The 24,172-nt window shown below is 44.3% G+C and carries 23 protein-coding genes; 6 read left to right on the top strand and 17 right to left on the bottom strand.

The features are described 5' to 3' along the window. Positions 1-11 precede the first annotated feature (11 nt). Positions 12-788, bottom strand: a complete 777-nt coding sequence (locus H0266_RS13450; RefSeq protein ID WP_181472953.1) for a 3-hydroxybutyrate dehydrogenase — start codon at positions 786-788, stop codon at positions 12-14. A 416-nt stretch (positions 789-1,204) separates the two neighbouring features. Between H0266_RS13450 and H0266_RS13445 the strand changes: the two genes are divergently transcribed. Genes H0266_RS13445 through H0266_RS13435 form a run of 3 tightly spaced genes read left to right on the top strand, consistent with a single transcriptional unit; the run spans position 1,205 to position 4,890 of the window. Next, a complete protein-coding gene (locus tag H0266_RS13445) occupies positions 1,205-2,704 on the top strand; it encodes a spore germination protein (RefSeq protein ID WP_181472952.1) in 1,500 nt (499 codons plus the stop codon). Then, a complete protein-coding gene (locus H0266_RS13440) occupies positions 2,697-3,815 on the top strand; it encodes a GerAB/ArcD/ProY family transporter (protein WP_181472951.1) in 1,119 nt (372 codons plus the stop codon). Before H0266_RS13445 ends, H0266_RS13440 begins: the two co-directional genes overlap by 8 nt. Beyond that, positions 3,808-4,890 carry a Ger(x)C family spore germination protein gene (locus H0266_RS13435; protein ID WP_181472950.1) on the top strand — a complete coding sequence of 361 codons (1,083 nt, stop codon included), beginning with the start codon at positions 3,808-3,810 and terminating at the stop codon, positions 4,888-4,890. Before H0266_RS13440 ends, H0266_RS13435 begins: the two co-directional genes overlap by 8 nt. Before the next feature lie 60 nt (positions 4,891-4,950). On the opposite strand, the gene H0266_RS13430 is transcribed toward H0266_RS13435, so the two are convergent. Beyond that, a complete protein-coding gene (locus tag H0266_RS13430; protein ID WP_181472949.1) occupies positions 4,951-5,565 on the bottom strand; it encodes a PH domain-containing protein in 615 nt (204 codons plus the stop codon). Positions 5,566-5,902: 337 nt separating this feature from the next. Further along, complete coding sequence (locus tag H0266_RS13425) at positions 5,903-6,349, bottom strand: YueI family protein (protein WP_343063287.1); 447 nt, start codon at positions 6,347-6,349, stop codon at positions 5,903-5,905. A gap of 121 nt (positions 6,350-6,470) precedes the next feature. On the opposite strand from H0266_RS13425, the gene H0266_RS13420 reads away from it, so the two are divergent. Continuing rightward, positions 6,471-7,673 (top strand): cytochrome P450 family protein, encoded by a 1,203-nt coding sequence (locus H0266_RS13420; protein WP_181472948.1) that lies wholly within the window; start codon positions 6,471-6,473, stop codon positions 7,671-7,673. A 415-nt stretch (positions 7,674-8,088) separates the two neighbouring features. Here H0266_RS13420 and H0266_RS13415 read toward each other — a convergent pair whose 3' ends face one another. The 5 genes from H0266_RS13415 to H0266_RS13395 all read right to left on the bottom strand — a co-directional run bounded on the left by H0266_RS13415 (position 8,089) and on the right by H0266_RS13395 (position 12,000). Further along, on the bottom strand, positions 8,089-8,811 hold the full coding sequence (locus H0266_RS13415) for a TspO/MBR family protein (protein WP_181472947.1): 723 nt from the start codon (positions 8,809-8,811) through the stop codon (positions 8,089-8,091). A gap of 131 nt (positions 8,812-8,942) precedes the next feature. Next, on the bottom strand, positions 8,943-9,905 hold the full coding sequence (locus H0266_RS13410) for an ATP-dependent 6-phosphofructokinase (protein WP_181472946.1): 963 nt from the start codon (positions 9,903-9,905) through the stop codon (positions 8,943-8,945). A 155-nt stretch (positions 9,906-10,060) separates the two neighbouring features. Next, on the bottom strand, positions 10,061-10,411 hold the full coding sequence (locus H0266_RS13405) for a YqfO family protein (protein ID WP_181472945.1): 351 nt from the start codon (positions 10,409-10,411) through the stop codon (positions 10,061-10,063). Between the two features lie 103 nt (positions 10,412-10,514). Continuing rightward, positions 10,515-11,459 (bottom strand): ribose-phosphate diphosphokinase, encoded by a 945-nt coding sequence (locus H0266_RS13400; RefSeq protein ID WP_181472944.1) that lies wholly within the window; start codon positions 11,457-11,459, stop codon positions 10,515-10,517. Positions 11,460-11,553: 94 nt separating this feature from the next. After that, entirely contained in the window at positions 11,554-12,000 is a 447-nt protein-coding gene (locus H0266_RS13395) for a MarR family winged helix-turn-helix transcriptional regulator (protein WP_181472943.1), read from the bottom strand. Positions 12,001-12,143: 143 nt separating this feature from the next. Between H0266_RS13395 and H0266_RS13390 the strand changes: the two genes are divergently transcribed. Next, complete coding sequence (locus H0266_RS13390; RefSeq protein ID WP_181472942.1) at positions 12,144-12,566, top strand: organic hydroperoxide resistance protein; 423 nt, start codon at positions 12,144-12,146, stop codon at positions 12,564-12,566. A gap of 619 nt (positions 12,567-13,185) precedes the next feature. Here H0266_RS13390 and H0266_RS13385 read toward each other — a convergent pair. The 8 genes from H0266_RS13385 to H0266_RS13350 form a co-directional block, all read right to left on the bottom strand. Continuing rightward, a complete protein-coding gene (locus H0266_RS13385; protein ID WP_181472941.1) occupies positions 13,186-14,349 on the bottom strand; it encodes an ABC transporter permease in 1,164 nt (387 codons plus the stop codon). Positions 14,350-14,363: 14 nt separating this feature from the next. Then, positions 14,364-15,536 carry an ABC transporter permease gene (locus H0266_RS13380; protein ID WP_181472940.1) on the bottom strand — a complete coding sequence of 391 codons (1,173 nt, stop codon included), beginning with the start codon at positions 15,534-15,536 and terminating at the stop codon, positions 14,364-14,366. Positions 15,537-15,548: 12 nt separating this feature from the next. Further along, positions 15,549-16,475 (bottom strand): ABC transporter ATP-binding protein, encoded by a 927-nt coding sequence (locus H0266_RS13375; RefSeq protein WP_181472939.1) that lies wholly within the window; start codon positions 16,473-16,475, stop codon positions 15,549-15,551. Positions 16,476-16,600: 125 nt separating this feature from the next. Beyond that, positions 16,601-17,275, bottom strand: coding sequence for a response regulator (locus tag H0266_RS13370; protein ID WP_181472938.1), 675 nt, complete (start codon positions 17,273-17,275; stop codon positions 16,601-16,603). Continuing rightward, the gene (locus tag H0266_RS19625) at positions 17,250-18,452 is read right to left on the bottom strand and encodes a histidine kinase (RefSeq protein WP_181472937.1); all 1,203 of its coding nucleotides are present in this window, start codon (positions 18,450-18,452) and stop codon (positions 17,250-17,252) included. Before H0266_RS19625 ends, H0266_RS13370 begins: the two co-directional genes overlap by 26 nt. Before the next feature lie 369 nt (positions 18,453-18,821). Beyond that, positions 18,822-19,535: a nitroreductase family protein gene (locus tag H0266_RS13360; RefSeq protein WP_181472936.1), complete on the bottom strand. Its 714-nt coding sequence runs from the start codon at positions 19,533-19,535 to the stop codon at positions 18,822-18,824. Positions 19,536-19,648: 113 nt separating this feature from the next. Continuing rightward, positions 19,649-20,062 carry an Rrf2 family transcriptional regulator gene (locus tag H0266_RS13355; RefSeq protein WP_181472935.1) on the bottom strand — a complete coding sequence of 138 codons (414 nt, stop codon included), beginning with the start codon at positions 20,060-20,062 and terminating at the stop codon, positions 19,649-19,651. A gap of 70 nt (positions 20,063-20,132) precedes the next feature. Next, complete coding sequence (locus tag H0266_RS13350; protein ID WP_181472934.1) at positions 20,133-20,903, bottom strand: YwaF family protein; 771 nt, start codon at positions 20,901-20,903, stop codon at positions 20,133-20,135. Positions 20,904-21,846: 943 nt separating this feature from the next. On the opposite strand from H0266_RS13350, the gene H0266_RS13345 reads away from it, so the two are divergent. Next, complete coding sequence (locus tag H0266_RS13345) at positions 21,847-22,392, top strand: glutathione peroxidase (RefSeq protein WP_181472933.1); 546 nt, start codon at positions 21,847-21,849, stop codon at positions 22,390-22,392. Between the two features lie 103 nt (positions 22,393-22,495). Here H0266_RS13345 and H0266_RS13340 read toward each other — a convergent pair whose 3' ends face one another. After that, entirely contained in the window at positions 22,496-24,115 is a 1,620-nt protein-coding gene (locus tag H0266_RS13340) for an FAD-dependent monooxygenase (protein WP_181472932.1), read from the bottom strand. Positions 24,116-24,172 lie beyond the last annotated feature (57 nt).

Raw genomic sequence — 24,172 nt, 5'->3', positions numbered from 1 at the left:
TTTCATCTTTTTTATTGAACCGTATATCCGCCATCAATAACAGCCGCTTGACCAGTGATACTCTTCGCTTTCTCACTACATAAGAAAATCGCATAGTCTGCTACTTCCTGTACTTGTAGCAAACGATTCTGGGGAACGAGAGGATAGATGACCTGTTCCAATGCTTTCTCTTTATCGATTTTTCTCGTTTTCGCCAAATCTTCAAGCTGATTCTGTACAAGTGGTGTATCGACGTATCCAGGACAGATAGCGTTTACCGTGACTCCTTCGTCCGCTGCCTCAAGCGCCGCTACTTTCGTCAGTCCGATCACCCCATGTTTGGCGCTATTATAACCAGCCTTCCCTGCAAACCCGATTAACCCGTTGATCGATGCCATGTTCAGAATACGTCCATAGCCCTGCTTCTTCATATGAGGAAAAGCGTATTTGATGCCGTAGAAAGGTCCTTTCAACATGATGTCCAAGATCAATGAATACTTCTCACTCGGAAATTCTTCGATCGGAGCCACGTGTTGAATACCTGCATTGTTCACTAAAATATCAATGCGCCCAAATGTCTCCACCGTCTTCTCGATGGCATTTTTCACATCATCTTCTTTAGCCACGTTAGCGATGACACCTTCTGCCTCGAAGCCTTGATCCGTCAGTTCTTTTACCGATTTGTTCAATGTATCCTCGTTGATGTCATTCAGCATGACTTTCGCTCCAGCTTTTGCAAACTCTGTCGCAATCTCCAGTCCGATTCCTTGACCGGAACCTGTAATTAAAGCAGCTTTACCTTCTAGCATATCTATGTCCTCCTTTTGTCCACTTGTTTTTAATCTGCCCAGAATTTGCATTTCCATGATTCCCCCAACGAAAAAAAGCACAGACACCGAATGTCTGCGCTTTTTTCGTTAATGATATACACTTTTAAAATTCAACAAGAAGTCTTTTCACTTTCCTCTTTTTCTTCTAGATAAAGCAGGTAAAACGGACCGACTGACAAAACGAGTACAATGAGGTAGATGATCGCCTTTGACAACCACCCTATGACAAATATAGTAGAGAGAAAGAAAGCAACAACAAGGAGCAAAGGTACCAGATAAACATACACCATAACCTATCCCCTTTCTACGCATCTATTCTGACCGTAGAAGTATAAATTATTCATTCTCGTGGACACTGATAGTAACTGTCAGATGTGAGGGGGAAGGTGATTCTTATGACAAAGTGGTTAGATAAGTTAAAGCGTAAAGAACCGTTGAATGAGTCTGAGGAAACATTGGAAGATTTACTCAAGACACTTAAGAAATCAGGGGATTTTATCACTTACTCTTTAGGTGGCCACCCCCCTTGCACCATATCGTATATTAAAACGTTAAGTAAATCTGATTACATCAATGATTTTGTTATAAAGCCTTTAAAAAACGCAAAGTTGCATTCATTGAAAGAGATGGAGAATGCCATTACCGTAGAAAATATTGAAATGACCGATGAGCTTTCCATTATTAAAGAAAAAATCATGATTGGCTATGCGTTGATTCAAAGTGATGCAGACAACAAACAAGTACTTCTAATACCTGCCACTTCCTTTGAATCTCGGCAAGTAGGAACCGCGGAAGTTGAATTCAGCGTTGTCGGCCCAAAAGAAGCCTTTGTAGAATCCTTACACTTAAATATCAACCTTGTGCGCAAACGACTCCCTCTCCCCCAACTCAGAATAGAAGAACAGAAAATCGGCAAAGTCACGAACACAAGAGTCGCGACTATTTTTATTGATGGCATAGCCAATCCTGATAATGTACAAACCGTAAAACAACGACTTCAAGATATTGAATATGATCAGATCATAGATAGCTCTTTTATTACACAGATGCTTGCAGACAACTCAAGTTCCCCTTTTCCACAACTACTAGATACGGAAAGGCCGGACAGAGCCGTCAGCACCCTCGTTGAAGGTAAGATTGTCATCATTGTAGATGGTTCTCCACAAGCCTTGATTTGTCCAACTACAGTCGTCGAATTCTTCTCTGCATCGGATGATTATTTTCTTCCGTGGCATCTTGCTACCGTCTTCCGTTTGATCCGTCTTTTTGCCGTTCTTTTCTCTGTTTTAAGCACACCTTTATACGTAGCAATCCTTACCTTTCATCACGAAATGATTCCAAGGGAGTTGATGGCGACAATCGTATCCTCTCGTTCTGATATTCCTTTCCCACCTATACTCGAAGTGATCATTTTAGAATTAGCTATTGAATTACTTAGAGAAGCAGGTGCTCGTCTTCCTACAAAAATCGGTCAAACAATCGGGATTGTCGGCGGAATCGTCATCGGGACAGCGGCTGTAGATGCAGGCCTCACAAGTAATGTCTTACTCATCATCGTGGCGCTTAGCGCACTCGCTTCCTTTACAACCCCTGTATATCAGATCGGTAACACAATTCGATTAATTCGCTTCCCTTTCATCATTGGAGCTCAACTATGGGGGTTAGTCGGAATAGCGATGGTCATGATTTTCTTTATGGGACATTTGATAAAGCTAAAATCCATTGGAAGTCCATTCTTTGAACCTTTATATCCGTTACGTATTCAAGACCTAAAAGATGCGTTTATACGATTACCTTTCAACATCCAATTCAAACGCCCTATGCTGACACGCTCCCCTGATCAATCGCGAGTGAACACTAAGCGTGTGAAAGAAAAGAGGGATATTGATGAGTAAACCTCTAAGGTCTAGTGTGGGCGCTAGCGTACCCGAAAACTTGCAAATCACCCACACCTACGTGTTTTTCCTTATTGCAGCGATGCAAATCGGAGTAGGTATCTTAAGCTTAGAGCGTGTTGTTGTCCAAACAACAGGCTATGATGGGTGGATATCGATTTTCATTACTGGGATGGTCTTACATGTAGTGCTTTGGATGATGTATCATATTCTGGCAGACTGCAAAGGAGATATCGTCACGGCAAATCAATTAGTTTTCGGCAAATATATTGGAGGGATTTTGAGTTTGGCTTTCAGTCTTTACATCTTGGTGCTCACCTTGAATGTATTGGTTAGCTTTATCGAAATCATAAGAGTTTGGGTCTTCCCCAGTCTTAACTTATGGATATTTGTAGCCTTTATGATTGCGTTGATTTACTATTTCGTTGTAGGGGGGTTCCGAGTCATAACTGGATTATGTTTGATGAGCATTCTAATAGGCTTACCCATTCTATGGTTGAAGTTCTTCCCTACACAGGCCGGTGATACTTTAGAGATCTATCCCATCATCACCCATAGTCTAAAAGAAATCCTACAAGGCTCTGAAGTTACACTATTCAGTTTTCTTGGTATGGAACTATTGTTGATTTATTACCCTTTTATTAAAAACCCCCAAGCTTCTAAGAAATGGGCACACTACGGAGTGTTTTTTACTACTATGATCTACGTAGTAAGCGCATTGGCGGTGTTTATCTATTATAGTGAAGAGCAAATTCGACAAGTTACATGGCCTACCATTTCTACGTGGAAAATTGTTCAGTTTCCTTTCATCGAACGCTTTGAATTTATTGGTATCGCCATGTGGATGTTCGTGATCATGCCTAATATTTGTCTGGGGTTATGGGGGTCTACACGCTTAGCTAAACGAGTATTCAATATCAATCAAACGTACGTCCTTGTCATAGCCTGTATTGTTTTATACCTGTTTACAGGAGCCATTAATGAGAGGATGCAAATTAAAGTCTTAAGTGACTATACAGGTAATGTGGGGATGTATGTGTACCTATACATTCCCGTACTTTTCATATTGATGAAAATTAAAGGAAGATGGAGGAAGATGATTTATGAGTAAACATATCGGGTGGTGTGTACCATTCCTCCTTATAATCATGACAGGATGCATTCCAACATATGGGGTAGAAGATAACGCCATCATCCAAACTGCAGGCTATGACCCCGGTGAAGAAAACGAGATTCAAGGAACGGTTGCGATTCCTAAATTTATTGGAGGGGAAGAAAAATCCGCTATAGAAGAACAGTATGTGACAGTATCTGCAAGTTCTATAAAATCCGTTGAAGATCAAGTGCAAAACCGAATTTCTCAGCCCGTTTCGATTGGCAAGTTGAATGTAACGCTCTTTAATGAGGAATTAGCTGAAAAAGACCTTGGTCAATTTATTGACGTGCTAAGTCGTGATCCGCGACTTAGCAGGAACATGTTTTTAGCCGTTACAAAGGGTAATACAAAAAGCATTATTGAGGGTGGGCATAAAAAGGGAGAAACGATTTCAGATCAATTGACCGGCCTTATTCAAAACAATATGAATAATGATTTCCCTTCCACGGATATGCATGACTTTTTATCTTCTTACTTTGCATTTGGAAAAGATAGTTTTCTACCTTACCTAAAATTAGAAGAGGACAAGATTGTACTCGAAGAAATTGCTCTATTTGACAAGAGTAAAATGGTAGCCACCCTTTCTAAAAACGAAATGTTCGTATTTAGAATTTTAAAAGAAAATTTCAACCAAGCAATGGAAACATTGAATTTCAAGGAAGGAACGGTGGTTCTAGAGAACATCGGAAACCGCGTTCAATACCGAGTCGATCACCGAGATGCCCTCCCCTCTTTCACTATCCAACTAGATTTAAAGGCGGTCATCAATGAAATCAGGGGGATTGAGCACACCGTAGATAAAAAACTAATAACAGAAATGGAAAGTGACTTTGAAACATACTACCAAACAAAAGCAACAGAAGTGATTTCTTTATTTCAAGAGAAAGGAATTGATCCGCTAGGGTTAGGACAATTCTACAGAAGTCGCACCAGAAACTTCAAAGAAAACGAGTGGGATGCTTTGTATAAAAACATCCCTATTAGCGTGCAGGTTTCTGTGTCCATCAATGAATTTGGAATTACAACATAATTATTTGTGTACCTTCTCCTCGAAAAAAAGCGCAGACATCGAATGTCTGCGCTTTTTTTATCAATTATGAATGTATTTTTCAAATACGTCTTTGAAGTCTTTCTGTGTGTGCTCTTGATATTTATTAGAGAACCACGAGTAAGCAAAGTTCACCGCTTGTTCGAATTCCTGGGAAATATCGTTATCATGGAAGCGATTGTCTTTGATCAAGCCACTCGCCGTATTCACACTGTTCTTCGCGAACTCTTGCTGGCGCTCATTTTCTTCTTGGATGTGTCCAATCGCGACAAGGGATTTATATAAATCCGCAATCGCTTCGCCCTCATCCTTGGCGATATCGACACTGAAGTATTTGCCGCCCATTTCAAACTTGATCTCAAGATCTAAATCGATTGTACCGGCTGTTTCAATCGACACATTTTTAATGGCGTTTTTATAGTAATCGTAACGATAGATGTTGCGCTTGCTGCTGGACGCTTTCTCACCATCGAGGTGAATCAGCGCACGGTTCGTAAAGCAATATTCATCGGTCTTCGACTTGATCAGAAAATGGATCTTCTCCCCATCTTCCGTTAAGACGAAATCATCGGATTGGGCTTTATCAAAGTCTTCCTTGCTTATGATTCGACCAATATCACTTAAACCTAAAGCATCGCTTGCAATCTTTTTGAACATCCCCATCGACCTCCTGAGTAAAATGTTGACCTTCATTTCTATCGTAGCATAAGGGAATTTCGACCAAAAGGAATTTTCACATAGAAAAAGCCCCCACCTCGTCCTTGAGGCGCAGGGCTTGGTTCGTGAACACGAACGCGGTCGCTAAGTATCTATGTACTCAGGACAAGAATAGTATATCATGCAGATTGTATATACGAAAGTATTTACATCCACTCTTCACAAAAAACTTAAAGATTCTTTTATGTCTCTACTTACAGTATACATTTTATCTGTCCAATATCATAGCTTTAAGAGGGGATTATGAAAAAAATCTGATTCTTTTGCGTGGAAACTTTTACGATTTGAAGAGAGACTTGATCAATCCACCTAGACCTTTCTTCTCTTCTCCTTCTTGCTTTGTATCCTCGGTGGTCTTGATATCGATCTTTTCTTTATCAATCGCTTCTTCAACCGCAAGTACCGCACCAACATCTGTTTCCACTTCCTTGTTATCCACTGTGGTATGCTGGATTCCATGTTCATTGGCTAGCTGTCGGTAAGGCTTACGAAAACGGTAGCTTACCTGTCGATCCAAAAGCAATTTCGCCTCAGGATAATCCTTCATCGCTTGAGCTAGTTCTTCTAAACCTTGTTCCCTCATCAGCTGACCGTTTGTCAAAACAAGAACAACGCGCTCTCGAATTGTCCCTAAGTATTTCTTCCGTTCTCCAGGCTTTGTTTGTCTTGCTCCATATATGCCTTCCTGCAAATAATCATCGACATCTTTTTTCACCGTCTTCACCTCGTATGAGTCATGTTTATGAACATAATACCCTTTTTTTATCATAATTAATAACATTTGTTTCTACACCAAGCATCTTATATACTCCAAATACAGGAAATAAATGGAGGAGGAACAATCGATGACGACTAGCGAAACGCTTTATTCCTCGAATTTCAAAATCGGGGCTTACCCCTTTTACAAAGAACAACGTGCCCAACAGCCCGTGTTCCCTGTAGGAAGTGAGAACGGCTATACCTCTTGGATTGTAACGAAATATGATCATGTCAAAGAATTATTGAAATCGCCAAGCTTTATGAAAGATCAAAGCAACCTTTATCCCTCTTCCGATCGCGGTAATGAAGCGGAAAAAGTAAATATTTTTGGAAATATGATGCTTGATGTAGACCCTCCTGACCACACTAGACTTCGTAAACTGGTTCAACCCTCTTTCAATCCGAAAACGATCAAGCAGCTGGAGCCAAGAATTCGGGAAATTTCTGATGGATTGATAGAAGATATGAAAAAGAAGGAAGGATCCGTCAATCTAGTGGATGACTATGCTTTCCCCCTACCAATCATCGTCATTAGTGAGTTACTCGGGGTTCCAGCAGAGGATCGCGACAAATTCCGAAAGTGGTCAAACACCATTCTTGCGGCCTCGAGTGATAGCGAGACGGAATTCGTCGAGGATGTTGAAGCTTTTACTACATACTTGACCGACCTTTTTGAAAAAAGACGTGAGCAGCCTGAAGACGACTTGATTTCACAACTTCTACAAACCGAAGAAGATGGGGAGCAATTGAGCACCAATGAATTGTATTCTATGGTCGTGTTACTAATTATTGCGGGGCACGAAACGACCGTAAACTTGATCGCCAATACGATGTTTGCACTATTTGAACATCCCGAACAATTGAAAAGGGTTACACAGGATCACTCCCTTATTCCAAGCGCGATTGAAGAAGGGCTTCGCTATTATAGTCCTGTAGACTTCTCGACAGCGCGCTGGTCAGAGGCTGATATCGACTTTCACGGGAACCGGATCAAGCGTGGGGATCTCGTGCTTGCTTCCATCAGTTCAGCAAACAGGGATGAGGAGAAGTTCGAGAATGCAGACCAATTCGATATTACCAGAAGACGTAATGCACACGTCGCGTTCGGGTTCGGCATTCATTTCTGCCTTGGTGCGCCCCTTGCCCGTCTCGAAGGGAAGATCGCTCTAGAGAAGCTTTTTGACGCTTTTCCTGATATGGACTTGAACCGAACAGAGCCGTCGCCTGAGTGGCGCCAAGTATTTCTCCTGCGCGGACTTGATGCTCTTCCTGTTCGATTATCGGACTAACAAACAATCAATCCCAAGGATGTCGAAACCGTCTCCACCATTTACCCGACCATTCTTGTCAAAAAGTGCTATGAGAAGCTTTATCTCATCATTTTGGCGATTAAATCAATCGGAATACCGCTGTGACAGGACTCATCTCCACACTTCTACATATCCGAGGCACTCAAAGCGGCCGAGAAGAAGCTTCTCTCTACCTTTTTATGAAGGAGTGTTCTTATAAAAGGTGGTGTCACCTTTTAAGGGGCAAACCTAATCTGACAATTTTAAGAAAGGGAGCCCTATACGGACTCCCTTTACTATTAACCTAAGCTTTAACGACATGATACACTTCTTATTCAAGATACATCTGAAGAACGCGGACAACTTTTTCTTCACCAGCCACAACTAGAATCTTCGGTTTCTCCATCTATCTCCCTCATTTCCTTACGAAAGATAAAACATCAGCGATCAGAAGGATCAACGAACATCCATATGCTGTGTACACGACAAGTGGAACATCCGCTGACTGATTCTGGACACTGATTCCGATAAACGCCCAAATAAACACAAGCGGGTAAATCCGGTCTCGTTCTCCCCGAATGAAATGAATCGCCAAGATAGTCGCAATCAACAAAAGAAGGAATGTCCAAATCGAAGCTGAAATGCCGAAACCATCCCAACCGATATGATTCAGAAAGTAACTGATATTGGCTATCGTCGCCACACTGATCCAGCCGAGGTATACGGAAAAAGGAAGCACATCAAAGAAGGAAGCACCAACAGCCTTTGCCCGAACATATAAACGAATCAAAGTCAGTAGCAAAGTGAGCATGACCAGAACGGATACGCCGAACCATTCAAAATGCCACATGAAAATCCACAGGCTGTTCAGGGCGCAGCTCAGGACGAATAAGAAGCTCGTCTCCTTATACACAGGTAGAGATCTGCGACTTTTAGGGAATTGACGGATAACCCAGATGCCTAGCAGTAGATAGATGAGCCCCCAAATGCTGAACACATATCCAGCAGGCGTAAATAAGACGTTTAATCGATTTGATATTTCACCAGTCGTTTGACCATTCAACGGTAAGGCATTGGCTAGTCCATTGACGGTAACGACTACAAGAAAAGCAATGAGATGGATGATAGCTCTTTTCATAGAACGGCTCCTTTTCGATCTTTGTTCCTTACTATTCCTTGTTTGACTGGATTCAAACATAGACTAAGGGACAGGAAACGTAACTTGGGCAGCTACGATTCCTGTCCCCCCGAATGCTTTATTCCTTTTTTCTAAAGTGTTAGCTCTTTCGCCAAATCATAGAGCCTGTCATCAATTTCAAATGTTCGTGACAACAGAGCTTGAAATTCATAATGAACAAGTCGATTATTTTCCAATCCTACGAGGCTCCCTGAATCCTGATCGAGCAGCAACTCGACCGCATAGCAACCAAGGCGACTGGCCACGACACGGTCTCTTGCTGACGGAGTACCTCCACGCTGTGTATGTCCTAGAACGGTTACCCGCGACTCGATCCCTGCCTCTTCTTTCAACTTTTCGCTGAGATCGATTCCATTCCCGACACCTTCTGTCATGACAATGATGCTGTATCGTTTGTCACGACGCCCACTGCCGCTTTTCATTTGTTCAATGATCGTCTCGATCTCTTCCTTTTTTTCAGGGATCAAGATACTTTCCGCTCCGCCTGCGACGCCAGACCATAAGGCTAATTGCCCTGTGTCCTTGCCCATCACTTCAATAATGGATGTCTTTTCATGAGAAAAAGCCGTATCACGAATGCGATCGATATGATCAATCACCGTATTTAACGCTGTATCAAAACCGATCGTCTCTTCAACACCCGGAATGTCATTATAGATTGTCGCCGGTACAGCCATAGTAGGAAAGTTCTTGCCAGCAAGGCCCGCGACAACTTTAAGGACATCCTTGCCCCCGATGACAATCAAACCGTCGATTTCTGAGCGTTTCAAATTCGCAATCGCTTGATTTTGTCCTTCATCAGTAAGAATCTCCTCGCTCACGGAAGACTGGAGAATGGTTCCTCCACGCTGAATGATAGAACCGACAGAATCAGCGTCCATATCCTTCATGAACCCATTCATCAAACCATAGAATCCATACTGTATTCCGACCATTTCTATATTATGAAATAACCCTGTTCTAACTACTGAGCGAATGGCCGCGTTCATGCCCGGCGCATCGGCCCCGCTCGTTAAGACGCCTATTCGATTCATTCTTGTCCCTCTCTTTCTTCAAAAAGCACTTTACATACCGGAAAGGAAATCGTTATGTAGTCTATATCATATCAGAAATCAAGCCGGTGTCGATTCGAAACCCTCTCGACAAGAAAAAAAGACCCTGTTCCTATAGCTTACAGGGCCCTTCAATCCTACCCTTCTTTCCTTGCTTCCAATTCTTCAGACACCTGAATGACCGGTTCGTCCCAAGGGTGATTCGGATAAATCCCCTCCTTAATGATCTTCCTCAGCAGCGATTCGTCTCGAGGAATCGAAAACTCTAAACGAAAAGACGTAACCGTTGTTCTCTCTCCGGCCGTCCCTTTGGTTGGTACAGCCTCCTCAGACGGAACAAACTGCTCCACTCCATCGGTCGATCTCCACATCACGTTTTTATAATGCCCGACTTGTAGTTCATCGACCTCAAGGATGCCTTTTACGACCTGATCGAGATGCTCTGGAACGACATATGTTTTGACACGATAAACGTGTACTAATTTCAAGAGTCCTCACCTCCTTCTATCACACTTCCTTATAGTAATGGCTCTCCATAAGGGGAAGCATGCAAAAAGGCCTTTCACTCATCAAAGTGAAAGGCAGAAATGACTAATCAAACATGACACTGACCGACTTCTCTTCATGCACACGTAAGAGGGCATCGGCAATCAGAGGGGCGACAGAGAGTTGTACGATTTTTTCGGTATGTTTTTCTTCCGGTAAGAAAACGGAGTTCGTCACGACCAACTCTTTGATCGGCGACTCTTCCACTTTACGGACCGCCGGATCAGACAGAACCGCATGAGTGCCGCACGCATAAATGTCATTCACGCCATGTTCAATCAGCGCTTCGGCAGCCTCTAACACCGTTTCGGCTGTATCAATCATGTCATCCACAATGATGGCGTTCTTCCCTTCAATGTCTCCGACAACATTCCGCACTTCTGGCATGTTCGCTTCAGCACGGCGTTTATCCACAAAAGCGATCGGAAGGTCCAAGATGTTCGCCATTCTTCTAACACGACTCAGTCCACTCGTGTCCGGCGCTACAACGACGACATTCTCCAAGTTCTTTTTCTTGTAGTAGTCGGCTAGAAGCGGCACACCCAGTAGCTGATCAACAGGAGTATTAAAGAAACCTTGAATCTGCGGAGCATGCAAGTCCAGCGTAAGTACCCTTGAAATCCCTGCTTTCTCCAATAGATTCGCCATCAATTTTGCCGTGATCGGTTCACGAGGGCGAGCTTTGCGATCCTGTCTTGCATATCCATAATAAGGAATGACGACATTGATTGTTCTCGCCGATGCGCGTTTCAACGCATCAATCATAATCAACAGCTCCATAATATGCTCGTTGACAGGTTGCGAAGTCGATTGGATCAAGTACACATCAGCGCCACGCACACTTTCTTCGATTCTGATTTGAACTTCACCGTCACTGAAGCGGACGACAGAACTTTGTCCGATCGGCACCTCTAGAATTTCAGATACCTCGTGTGCCAAAGGTTCATTTGAATTTAAAGTAAAAAGCTTCATATCAGATTTTGAACGCATACAATCTCTCCTCTCATGATAACGGACAAGTACTATTTTCTTTTGACATTATATCATCAAATCGATTGTCAGACGAAGGGACGGTTCTTGCGTACTAAAGTTCTTGATTCTTCTCATGAACACGGTTCAACGTCTTCACGAGCGATGCTTTAAATTGGATCAGCTCTTCTTCATCCATCCCTAATTGGTCGACGAGCTGATGGGGGATCGATGAGGCATCCTCCTGCGCCGCTTTTCCCTTATCTGTAAGCGAAATAATCACGCGCCGTTCGTCTTCAGAAGAGCGATGACGATACAATAATCCGGCACTCTCCATACGCTTCAACATCGGCGTAAGCGTTCCAGAGTCGAGATAAAGCTTGCGCCCCATCTCGTTCACCGTCACGGAATCCATCTCCCACAAGACAAGCAGCACCAAATATTGCGGGTACGTGACATTTAACTTTTCAAGCAGCGGCTTATACATTTTTGTCATTTCACGAGCTGCTGCATAGATGGAAAAGCAAATTTGATTTTCTAACTTCAGGTGGTCTCCTGCCATGACGATCTCTCCTTCTTCTCCAAGTGTACCCAATCTTCCACTAGACGACAACAAATCGCTATCTTTTGACAAACAATTATGGTTGTTGTAAATTAGGTTGTGCACAATATAATAATACAAAATATAAAAAAGGAGATGTCTATATGGAAAAAGCATTGTACACAGCAAAAGCAACTGCTCAGGGTGGTCGTAAAGGGACGGTAACATCAAGTGACGGTACAATTGATTTCGAACTATCTATGCCAAAATCTCTAGGCGGTCAAGAAAAAGAAGGGTCCACCAATCCAGAACAGCTTTTCGCAGCTGGGTATTCAGCGTGCTTTGATAGTGCCCTCCAACTCGTAGCTTCTCAAGCGAAAAAATCCATTGAATCTGTCATCACGGCTAATGTTAGCATCGGAAAAGAAGGCGAAGGATTCGGATTGGCTGTCCAGCTAGATGTTGAAATCAAAGGCGTCGATCAGGAAGAAGCGGAAGAGTTGGTCCACAAAGCCCACCAAGTCTGCCCGTACTCTCGTGCAACACGCAATAATATTGAAGTTACATTGAACACTACAGCTAAATAAACAGGTTTTCTGACCACACGAAAAAGCTCGGATATCATCCCGAGCTTTTTTGTGTGGTTCGTTACCATACAAAGTTGAGGGGTGGCTTTGAAACAACTCACATTCTTCCGTTGCAGAATTTAGGATCTGAAGGGCAGGTAAATCACTCGCTTGAAGTGGCCCGACAGGACGTTGGGTCGTTCGACGTTAACACACGATGTCGCGATCTTAGTTCGAACATCCCCTTTCGGTGAGCTTCCTCAGGCTTCGCCTTGCGGGCTCTCACCGATCATGTACATCCCACAGGAGTCTCGCAAATTCCCGTCCCTTCTTACTTTTATGGGGATAACGGATACATAGGATTAGCTGGTTCACGTCATAAGAAAAAACTGGATGGAAGGATATATTGGTAGTTAGTGCACGTTCGATAGGGCACACGCACCGACACGTTGAGGGTTCGTTTCTCTACATATAGAAAGGGGTGGTTTTGAAACGACGAGACTCCCGCGGGAGAAGGACCCAGGCGAGACCCCACAGGGAGTGCAACGACCGAGGAGGCTCGGCGGCTCCCCCGCAGGAAAGCGAGTTGTTTCAAAACCACCCCTAAACTAAATAAGGTTACGAATCCTTTTTTGCTCGCCTACTCGAACCTCATTCGTTTCATCCCCACAGATAAGAATAGCACCGTGAACCCTAGCAGGATGGCGATGGGTAGGAGGATATCGGTGAACGTTCCCGCTCGCGCACTCAATTCCGCAAAGCCTTCCAATGCCCACGTCTGCGGTACAAAATCAGCGATGCGCTGCATAAACTCAGGCATGATTTCAACCGGCCAATAGACACCTGCCACCATGCACGTCGAAAAGATGATCAAGTTCCCATAAATCGCCTGCTGCTCGGTCGTTTGAACGAACCCAGCAATGAACAATCCCAATCCGATCGTGCAAAGCAGAAGAGCTGACACGAGTGCGGCATTACCGAGGATGCTTCCCCAATACACACCGAAAATCAATGAGGAGGCGACCATAAGCACACCGAATTGAACCCACCCGATGAGAAAGAAAGCGAGCAAGTAGCCGAATATGATCTCGACTTTTCTGGCAGGCGTTGAAATCAGACGATACCAGACACCACTTTGCCTCGCCTCAAGCAACACACCTGTACTACTAAGCATAGCGATCATGACAAACATCACGGCGAAACCGGTGGCGCGTGCCGTCATGTTATCCAACACAACTACGGTTTCGCTCGTCGATACATTCACCATTTTAATCGTTTCCTGTGCCAGAGGAATAGGCTGATCCATTACAGCAAAACTTTCTCCCCAATCTTTTCCTGTCAAAGATTGATAGTGAGAAGCCGCTTCTGCTTTCACTGCAATTCCTCTCATTTGACTATCGATCCATTGAGTCAGTGTCGAAGCTCCTTGAAAAGCAGGGAGATGAGCCATTGTCACGTCGGGCAATTCACCATTCTTCAGAACCTCTTCAAAAGAAGCATCGACCGCTATATACCCCGTGATGGACTGGTCTGAAAGGTACTCCACTGCTTCCTCCAGCGACATTTCCGCAGTCTCCATCAGTTCAGACTCTTCAAGCCTATGGACAAAGGCTGTCGAGACGTTCGATTGGTCTTGATCGACGATGCCCACGAGCGGCAGCTCACTCTCTCCTCCTTCTCCACTGAATAACGCACCGAAAACAAATGTGAATAATAGTGGCATTCCGAACATGATGAGATACGATTGCGGTTTCTTAAACATCCGCTTCCATTCAAAAGTCGCCAGTGTCCAAATCCGTTTCATATTTGATCACTCCTCTACTGTAATTTTAATCGCATCGATCCCATCCAGAGACACAACAGCCCGAACGCCAGCAATAACGATGTCGGGAGGATGAGTTCAGTCCACGTTGTTCCTGTCATCACGGATATAAATCCGTCCAGTGCCCATTTGTTCGGGATGGCATTGGATACGGTTTGCAGGATATCAGGAAATGCGGCAATCGGAATCATCGATCCACCAAGCAAAGCCAGAACCTGTACGCCGATCCCTCCGACCGCATCGATCGTTTTTTCTTCCTTGATCACACTCGCAAGCATCATCGCAAGACCCGAAACCGCTACGCCATATGCCACACCGACCGCAAGGACTTGACCTGGACTCTCCCCCCATGAGACATCGAAAAATAGATAGGTAGCGATGAGAAATAAGAGGAACTGTAGAAGCGAATAAAATAAAGTGCCGAGAAATTTCCCAACCATGACGGGAAAAGGACGTATCGGCGTCATCGCAATTCTTGCAAGGGTTTGAGTATGTCGTTCTTCAAGAACAGACCTTGCTCCGATCGTTGCGTTGAACAGGATGAACATCACCCCCATCGCCGCGGCGTAATATTGCATGCCGGTCAGCGACGCCTGACCTTCTTCAGCTGCACGGACACTCGTTCCTTCCGCTCCGGCAACGGCCCTGAGATCAGCCATCACCTCTTCGGTAGCACTTTCCACATCCACTCCGCCTTCTGCTCCCATTTCAAAAGCGAACACGTTGGCCGTTGCTGATACAGATTGGATTCGATCGACGAATGAGGTTAGCATCGAGTGCACAATCGACGCTTGAATCGTTTTCTCAGGATCGGTCCAAACCTTCACTTCTGACTCACTCATCTGTTGTCCCCAATTCTCGGGAAGCACTACGCCGACATCAATCGCTTTTTCTTGCAAAGCCACCTCCAATTCCTGACCATTTTCAAAAGCCGTTACCGTCACTTCGTCATTTGGGAGCACCTCATTCACCCACTGGTCGGTCATCTGGTCCACTTCATCGAAAGCCACGCCTACAACCGTGTCAGGCATTGAGGAATCTTCACCGAAATTCCCACCCAATGCGGATCCCAGAATGGCGGTTAATAGAATCGGCATAAGCAACATCGTTATGAGTCCTCGTTTATCTTTCCAACGCAAGCGTAAATCCTTCATCGCAATGGTCCACATCTTTTCACCCTCCTAATCCCGTAGTGATCGACCTGTCAGTTGCAAAAACAGAGACTCCAAATTCGGTTCTTGCACAGATATCTCAGATAGTTTCATTCGATATTCAACCGTCGTATCCATGATGTCACTGATCGCCTCGTCCGGTCGCTTTACGAAAACCTCATACGTATTTGACTCCGGATCTGAAGCGATTTGATTTACACTTGCGAGTTGCTGAATGGCTTGCATGCCCGATTCATTCGCACCCTCCAGTTTCAGACGAATCACCGTCCCCCCGATCAATCGCTGACAAAGGTCCTTCTGCGTGCCGCTCGCGATCACTTCTCCATGATCCATAATGCCGACCCGGTCACAGAGAAACTCCACTTCTTCCATATAATGACTCGTATAAATCATCGTCATGCCCTGACGGTTCAACTGCTTCACGGTTTCCAAAATATGATTTCTGGACTGCGGATCGATTCCTACCGTCGGTTCATCCATGATCAACAACTCCGGCTCATGCATCAGTGCGGCTCCGATATTGATCCGCCGCTTCATCCCACCTGAGAATGTTTCAATGGTTTCTTTTCCTCTGTCCTTAAGACCGACGATGTCGAGTACGTCATCTGCTCGCTTTTTCGCCTCTTTCCTCTTCAACCCATACATACGCCCCCAAAACAACAAATTCTCCTTAGCCGACATGGTCGGGTAAAGGGCAATCTCTTGAGGAACGATGCCCACCTTCTTTTTCATCGATGAGGTCATCGGCTTATCATGCCAGCTGATTTGCCCCCCGTCATACGAAACCAACCCGCAAATCATGGCAATCGTCGTCGATTTGCCGGCGCCATTCGGACCCAGGAGCCCGAACGCCTCCCCCTCCTTCAACTTGAACGACACATTCTTCACGACTTCCTTCTGCCCATATCGCTTCTTCAACTCACTCACCTGAAGCATCTCCGTCACTCCTCGTCATTTGATGTCTTTATCGTACCTCGGTTTCGAAAAAAGAGAATCTCCAGAGCGATAGAAATACATAAAAAAAAGACAGCTGAAATAGCTGCCTCGGCATGTGCCAATAGTCATGATGGGAAGGTGGTGATTCCGTATCGAACGGCGAAAATCGCGGCTTGCGTACGGTCGCGTACTTCCAATTTTCCTATCAAATGCGATACGTGGTTCTTCACCGTGCCTTCTGAAATATACAATTGTCCTGCGATTTCTTTGTTATTGAGTCCCTCGCCGAGTTTCTTCAACACTTCCCGTTCTCGATCGGTCAAGTCATGGATGAGAGCCGGGACGTTATCCGCGGGAAAAATCTCTTTCTCCAATTCCTTCTTACGCTTCATTTCATTGATGATTTCGGCAGTCAAATGCTGCGGCAGTACAATTCCGCCTGCATGAACCGTCATGACCGCCTGGACAATGGAGTCGGTCGGCATATCTTTCAGCAAATACCCGTGTGCACCTTCTGTCAGCGCTTCGAGAATCAGTTCGGTATCGGAAAACGTGGTGAGCATCAACACCTTGGTATCTAAGAGAGAGGATGTAATCAACTTGGCTCCTTTTACCCCATTCGTCCCTGGCATTCGGATATCCATCAAGACGATGTCCGGCTTTTTCTCAAGGGCCATTTCGTACGCTTCTTGCCCATCTGAAGCTACACCGACGACGGACAAGTCCTGCTTCAAATCCAGTATGGTCGCCAGCCCGTCACGCATCAGTTCTTGATCATCGACGATCATGAGTGTAATCATCTGCTCCACCTACTCTCCATGTCATTCGTTTCAACGGAAATTCGGCCCGTATGGAAAACCCCTGTTCAAGAGTAGTCTCAAACGCCAACCTTCCCCCGTGGTCCTGGACACGCTCCCGCATATTCGTCATGCCGAATCCAGGCTGCACTTCGCTCGACCCTTTTCCATCATCCGTTACCGTAAGAATAACGATTTCTTCCTTGATGACCAGTTCCACCTCGCACGTCTTCGCTCCTCCGTGCTTCACCGCATTCGTCAAGGACTCCTGCACTAACCTTGTGAGTGCCAACTGGATAGAAGGAGGAATCATCAATGCCTCCCCTTCCACATATAAGGTCGATACAAGACCAGTCTGCTGCTCATACTCTCCGAGCACTTCCCTCACTTTTGTTACAAACGACCTAGCATCTCCTGCATCGGCACGCAACGTGCGTACCGACATCCTCGTTTCATGTAACGCTTCACGTGCAAGGCCTTCTGATACAGTAAGAGCCTTGCTGCTTTTGTCTTGATCGACTTGTTGAAGTTCTTTCGCCACCTGAAGCTGCATAAGGAGGGCTGTCATCTTATGGCCGACCGTGTCATGGATTTCTCTCGAGATGCGGTTACGCTCCTCAATCGCCGTCAACTCTTCAACCTGCTCGGAATACTGCTTCAACTGCTCGTGAGCGCCCTTCAATTCTGCATACTGATCGCTGACCGTCTGTTGCGCTTCGGTGAGTCTGAAAATCAATCGTCCTACAATCGCACAGAATACGACGAATGCACCACTGATCAGATTATCAAAGATCGAAAACTCGCCCGTCACCTGATACGTGTAGAGATTAATAGACACGAAGGTTGCAAGAAAAGAGGCGGCAAAAGGGAGAATCACTTTTTTACGATTCTCAACAATCAGCAAGGTCACAGCTTCGACGCCGAATAAAATCAAATACAGCGTAGAGCCTGGATCAAGTAAACCAAGCACCAAAATCAATCCGAAGTCCACCGACAGTATGTATGGAAGATAATCGTCTCCTTTTGGATGATATAGCGCAAAATGGGTAGCTGTGAACCCGAGCACGGCAAGGATGACGACTCCTGTATGGAAAGTCGTGTCAGGAAAGTTGAGATAGTAGACTGAACTGATCAGATAGAACATCACAAGCCGGATGATATTCAAATTATTTAGCTTCACGGGCGTCACCTCTTTTGTTCTAGTTTACATGAATTTCGGTGAAAAGTGGACGTTCTATTCTAAAGCTCACAACTCCCAACAACCGGATATGTACGCTTTTTATTTTACCTTCCCTCAAAAACGTCATAAGTGCCTCGCTTAAAGCGGTTTTGCCTTTTCCAGATGTCTAGAAACGTCATGATTCCTTCTATTAAAACGGTTTGACCTGATTATATGATCGAATACCGTCTTAATCACCTTCCTCGCAACAGTTTCACTCCCTTCACAATGAAGAAATCGATAAGAGACCTTTTCTGAATGACGCCCAGAACCGAGACAATGCCTAACACAAAAAACGATCACCCCAAAAAGGTGATCGTTCCTCATCATTTATGACTCATAACGGTTCCACTGCACGACGTCTTCTAATGGAAGACGCGTTTTTTGGAATCCAGCTTTTGTTCCCTTACCAAGAGATAATAGCATCACGGACGTATATTCCTCCGGCACGTTGAAAGCTTTCAAGAACTGTTCTTCATCATAACCACCCATTGGAACAGTATCGTAGCCTTTCGCTTTCGCAGCCAACATCAGTTGCATGCCGACAATTCCCCCGTCGATGTGAGCGATTTTCGCAAGACGCTCTTCAGGGAAGTTTCCGTAGTTATCAAAGATGCTGTTCACATACATATCTTTAATGTCTTCTGGCATATTTCCTTTTTCAGCGATTTGAGAATAGATTTGATCCGCTCTCTTGTAGGCTTTCTTATCGCCGAGAATCGCAATGACGGCAGAGGCGTCTGTGATTTGCTGTTGGTTATTCGCAATCGGGAGCAAGCGCTCCTTCTCTTCCTGATCGTCAATCACGAGGAATCGCCAAGACTGCAAATTGGAAGATGACGGCGCAAGTGTCGCTGTTTCCAACAACTCTTCAATTTCTTTGCGGTCAATCTTGAAGTCTGGATCATACTGACGTACGGAGCGTCGTTCGTTTGCGACAGTTAGAAAGTCTGTATCTTTCAACACCTTCGGCGCTTCTTTCGTTGTATCGATTTCTTTCACTTTATTTAAATATTCTTCTTTTGTCATCGTTTTGTTAGACATGTTGATGTCCTCCCCATAACTGTATCTTTCACAGTTACAGTATAGAGACTTAACTGTTCCTTTGTCAACTACAGTTCATTGCAAAAAGAAAACGAAACGTCAGCCGTTTCGTTTTACTGGTCGATTAAATCAGATAAGTTTTTCGTTCGTAAGCCTTCTAAAATCCACGATTCCATTTCATTTTGTAGATTGCAAAGGGATAGTTGGGATTCTCTTGAGAAACAGTGCTTCCCTTCTGTTTCGAAATAGTCTTTGGCCACTGTCTCCGCACTGATCGCTTCATAGACCTCGGACAATTGGATTTCTTCCGGCTTTTTACTAAGCGAATATCCACCATCGCGCCCTTCTTTCGCACCGATGATGTCCGCCTTCACTAAGTGAGTCAAAATCTTACGCAAGTAGACAGACCGCGACTCCAATTTTTCTGCAAGCTGGCCGCTCGGGCACCTGTTTTCGTTCTCTGCTAATATAATCAACGCCTTCAGCGCCATGCTGAACCAACGTACATTGTTCATTTTATCTGCCATCGTTTCACCTCTTATTCAAGGTTTATTTTGAGACATCCTTAAACAAAAGTCAAAACGATCATGTTTAAAACTATTGAGCTTCGTCTTTTTCCATGTGATGTCCATCTTCCGTTCTTCTATTCAACACGCTGAATAAATCCCCACCTCGGTACAAGAGGTACATCAACAGAAAAATCCCGAAGCAGAACAATTCTAGATTTATGTAATACCAAACGCCATCTCCAAGCACATCTAATGGGGTCGAAACATCCGGAGTCCCAGCAAGAAACAAATAATTAGTACCGATCATACGATTGAGAATGAAAATGAAAACCGCATACCCATTCAACTTGGCAAAGACTTGCAGCATAGATTTGAATGTAATGCGTGTTGATGTCGCCATCACCAAAAACACCCCAGCCCACGCCAAGGCCATATGATGGAGAAAGAACTTCATGAAGCGAAAATGAGGAAAGGAATAGAATACCTCCGGTGTGAACAACGTAATGATTGCCGGAAGTATGGCAATGAAATAAAGGGTTTGAATCAACTTTTGATTGGAGTAAATTAAGGCCACCATAGCTAGCAACGAAGCGATGCCGCATAAGTGTAACGGAGCATGTTCTTCCATATTCCAGTTTTGATTGGCTAGCCCCCATACTTGATGACCGGCTTCACTGAACAATAGCAATACAAATAAGGTCCATCTAGTAAATTGTCGAACCCTTGGTCGATGATGCAAGGTTTTTTGACCAGCAAGCAAAAGAGCGATTCCTGAAAAAAGGATAACAAGCATAACGATGTGTTCAGTCGAGAACAATTGGAAAGAGTCTTCTATATTTGTATCAAACCAACCAGGCATAACTGGCACCTCCCAGACATATTTCCCAATAATTGTATCAAAAAAATTCGAATGGGATCAGCTTTCTGATTAATTTATGAAAACGCTATCATTTTACTGGATTCTTCTTATCACCAGTGCTATAATGAACGTGTAAATAAAATAAATTCTACAACTTAGGTGGCTCAACCATTGCGAGTTCGTTTCCGTTGAACAGGAACGAATGCTGCCGGGACGGAGGGAACACACATCCAGTGCAGAGGATGCAGATCAGCCCTAAACTACGGCCAGCCGAAGAGACCGTCATGTTAGAAGCACGTGAGTCACAAACCTCATGGTCCCTTGTTCCACTTAGAAGACCATCACTTTAAAAAGAAGGTGCACAGTCTATTTTAAAGAGAGCGTCAGATTATGAGGAACACTTGCAAGTTCTCATCTTCTAAAGTAACGGAATGTGAGGTCCACGACTTGGAAGAAGGAAATGAGGATTTTAAAAATTACACTTCACCACAAGTAAGAAGGGAACGAATTCTTCATAAGAATAATCCTTCTGGTAAGTTGATAATTTGAAACATAGTAAGAATCGAGGATGATTCTTATATGGTTGGGTCACCTAAGTTGTTGAATGAATACCAGTCCACATAGGCTGGTATTTTTTTGTGATCTTCTCCCCTTTAAGATAGGAATCATCATCCGCATTATTCTATTCGGATTGAGTCTTATTTCTCACAAACTAAAAAATGGTAACGATTTCACATTGCTAGGTATTTAACGAAACCAATGATAAGATAGATAGACATCCGTTTTTAAAAACGCAATGAATCCTTATTGGACGCCAGTAAAGGTTTTTGTCCTCATCAATCTGATACGTCTGAAAAATTATGTTTAAATAATATCTTAACAAGGTATAAAGTACTATACAAAGCTACGACGTTATAATGCGTACGTTCTAAGGAGAGACAAAATGACTATTTATGATTACAAAATTAAAACATCAAGCGGATTAACAAGAGGAATGAATCGATATAAAGGAAAAGTGATGTTGATCGTTAATACAGCGACCAACTGTGGATTCACTCCGCAACTTGAGGACCTGCAGAAGATCCAAGCCCGTTATGAAGAGCAAGGCCTTCAAGTCCTCGCTTTCCCTTCCAATCAGTTCGACGACCAAGAACCTTTGAAGGACGGAGAAATCACCGAATACTGTGCTTTGAACTTCGGGGTAAACTTTCCGATCTTCAAGAAAATCGATGTCCGAGATAAAGACGCTCACCCATTATTCCAATACTTAAGTGAACAAAAGTCTTTCGAAGGCTTCAATACCGAACACCCGACTGCCAAGCTGTTGATGGCGATACTTAATGAGAAATACCCTCACTATATGGAAGGGAACTCCATCAAGTGGAACTTTACGAAATTCCTCGTTAACCGTGATGGTGAAGTCGTGCAACGCTTCGAGTCCACGACCGAGCCTTTAGAGATGGAAGAAGATATCAAGGCTCTTTTATAATTGATTATCGAGGTATTTACCCTTTAAAGAGAGACCAGCCCCAAAGGACTGGTCTCTCTTTTTGATTTACGATTTACACACCCTTCTGTTGAGCGTTACAGACTTAACTAAAGAACCGCTTCACTTTATCCAACGTCTTCTCAATATCAGAAGACGACTCATGAAACGCGACATGACCATCTGGTCGCACGAGTAATGTATGCCCTTTTCTCATTCCAAGTTTCTTTTCTAAATGTCTATGGACATCATAAATAATCGAGTGTTCTCCACGGTTGTCCGACACGGTTCCACCTTTGGCCACAAGGACGACCTTCATAAGGTCCGGGTAGGCTTCATTCAATTTGTCCGAAAACGAGCATGCGCGATCAAGAAACGCTTCATCTTCGCTATCAATATACACGAGACAGAGATGACCGTGCTTTCTGATTAATGGATAGATACTCTCATCTGTCGTTCCATCAAAAAACAACAAATGATCAGGCACCCGCTGACCTGCCTGAATGGCCCCCTTCGGTAGAGAAGAATCGCGCAAGGACTTATTCCGAGGCGTGTCTTCATACTCGTTGTAAATGTTTGACAAGTGGTTCGCAATTCTGTCCTGAACCCAGTCTTGAGTAAGCACCGCTTTCCCTGCCCAGTTCCGAATCTTCCCTGGAGTCCCTTCTAGATTGGCAATTTTAAGCATGCGTGATGTCTCTTTCAGTACATCTTTTCCGAGAGGCCAGCGCTCCTCATGGTAGCTATCGAGAAAAGCATCACCGGCATACCCTTTCAGAACTGCCTCCAGTTTCCAGGCAATATTCGCGACATCCTGCAATCCTAGGTTCATCCCTTGGCCGCCCATCGGATTATGAATATGTGCGGCATCCCCTACAAAAAACACATTCCCTTTACGGTAATTCGGTACCTGTCTATGGGACGTACCGAAATAGGAAAGCCACTTCGGGTTCTCCACTTTATAAGGCTCAGACATGATGGTATTGATACTCTCTTGCAATTCATGCAGCGGCAACTCGTCTTTATGAGGAAGACCTTGTTTCGAACGATCCAGTCCGACTACCCGATAACTTCCGTCCTTATAAGGGAAAAAGGCAACATCTCCCCTGTCGTTCAAATGCATATTAATGTATATATCGTTGAGAGCGGGAACATCCACATCTCCTAGGAAAAAGGTGTACCCATCATCCTCACCGACGAATTCAACATTAAGCGCTTCGCGAACAGGACTATGTGCACCATCACAAGCCAACAAATACTTCGCTTCATACGTAATGATTTCTCCGTCATGCTTTGCCTCTACGCGAACCCCTTCATCCGTTTCGTTGATATCTACGACGTCATGCTTACGATGCACCTTCCCACCGAGTGTCGATAAATGATCCTCTAATATTTCTTCCGTTTCACTTTGCGGGAGAACCAACATATAAGGGTATCGACTTTCGATATGATAGAGCTCGACTAATGACGGACTGTCCCCACCTAAATGCAATTTCGCCCCTGGTCCTGGATAACCTTTTTTCAGAAAAGGACGATGAACGCCCAGCAGCTCAAATAATTCGAGCGTCCTCGCTTGGATTCCCAGTGCTTTGGAGAGGTCAGACGGTGCTGCATTTTTCTCTAGGCAGACAAAATCCAGCCCTCTTTTTTGCAACTCGTTGGCTGCCATAAGTCCTGTTGGTCCGGCTCCGATAATGAGGACGTCGGTTTCGATCGCGGATGTCATCAGTCGTTCTCCTTTCTTTCCGTATCCATAGTTGTACTATACGATACCCTTCTTCCC

It is taken from the genome of Halobacillus locisalis (genome assembly GCF_013694105.1).
In the GTDB taxonomy this organism is placed as follows: domain Bacteria; phylum Bacillota; class Bacilli; order Bacillales; family Halobacillaceae; genus Halobacillus; species Halobacillus locisalis.
This window is presented reverse-complemented; position numbering and strand designations above follow the sequence as displayed.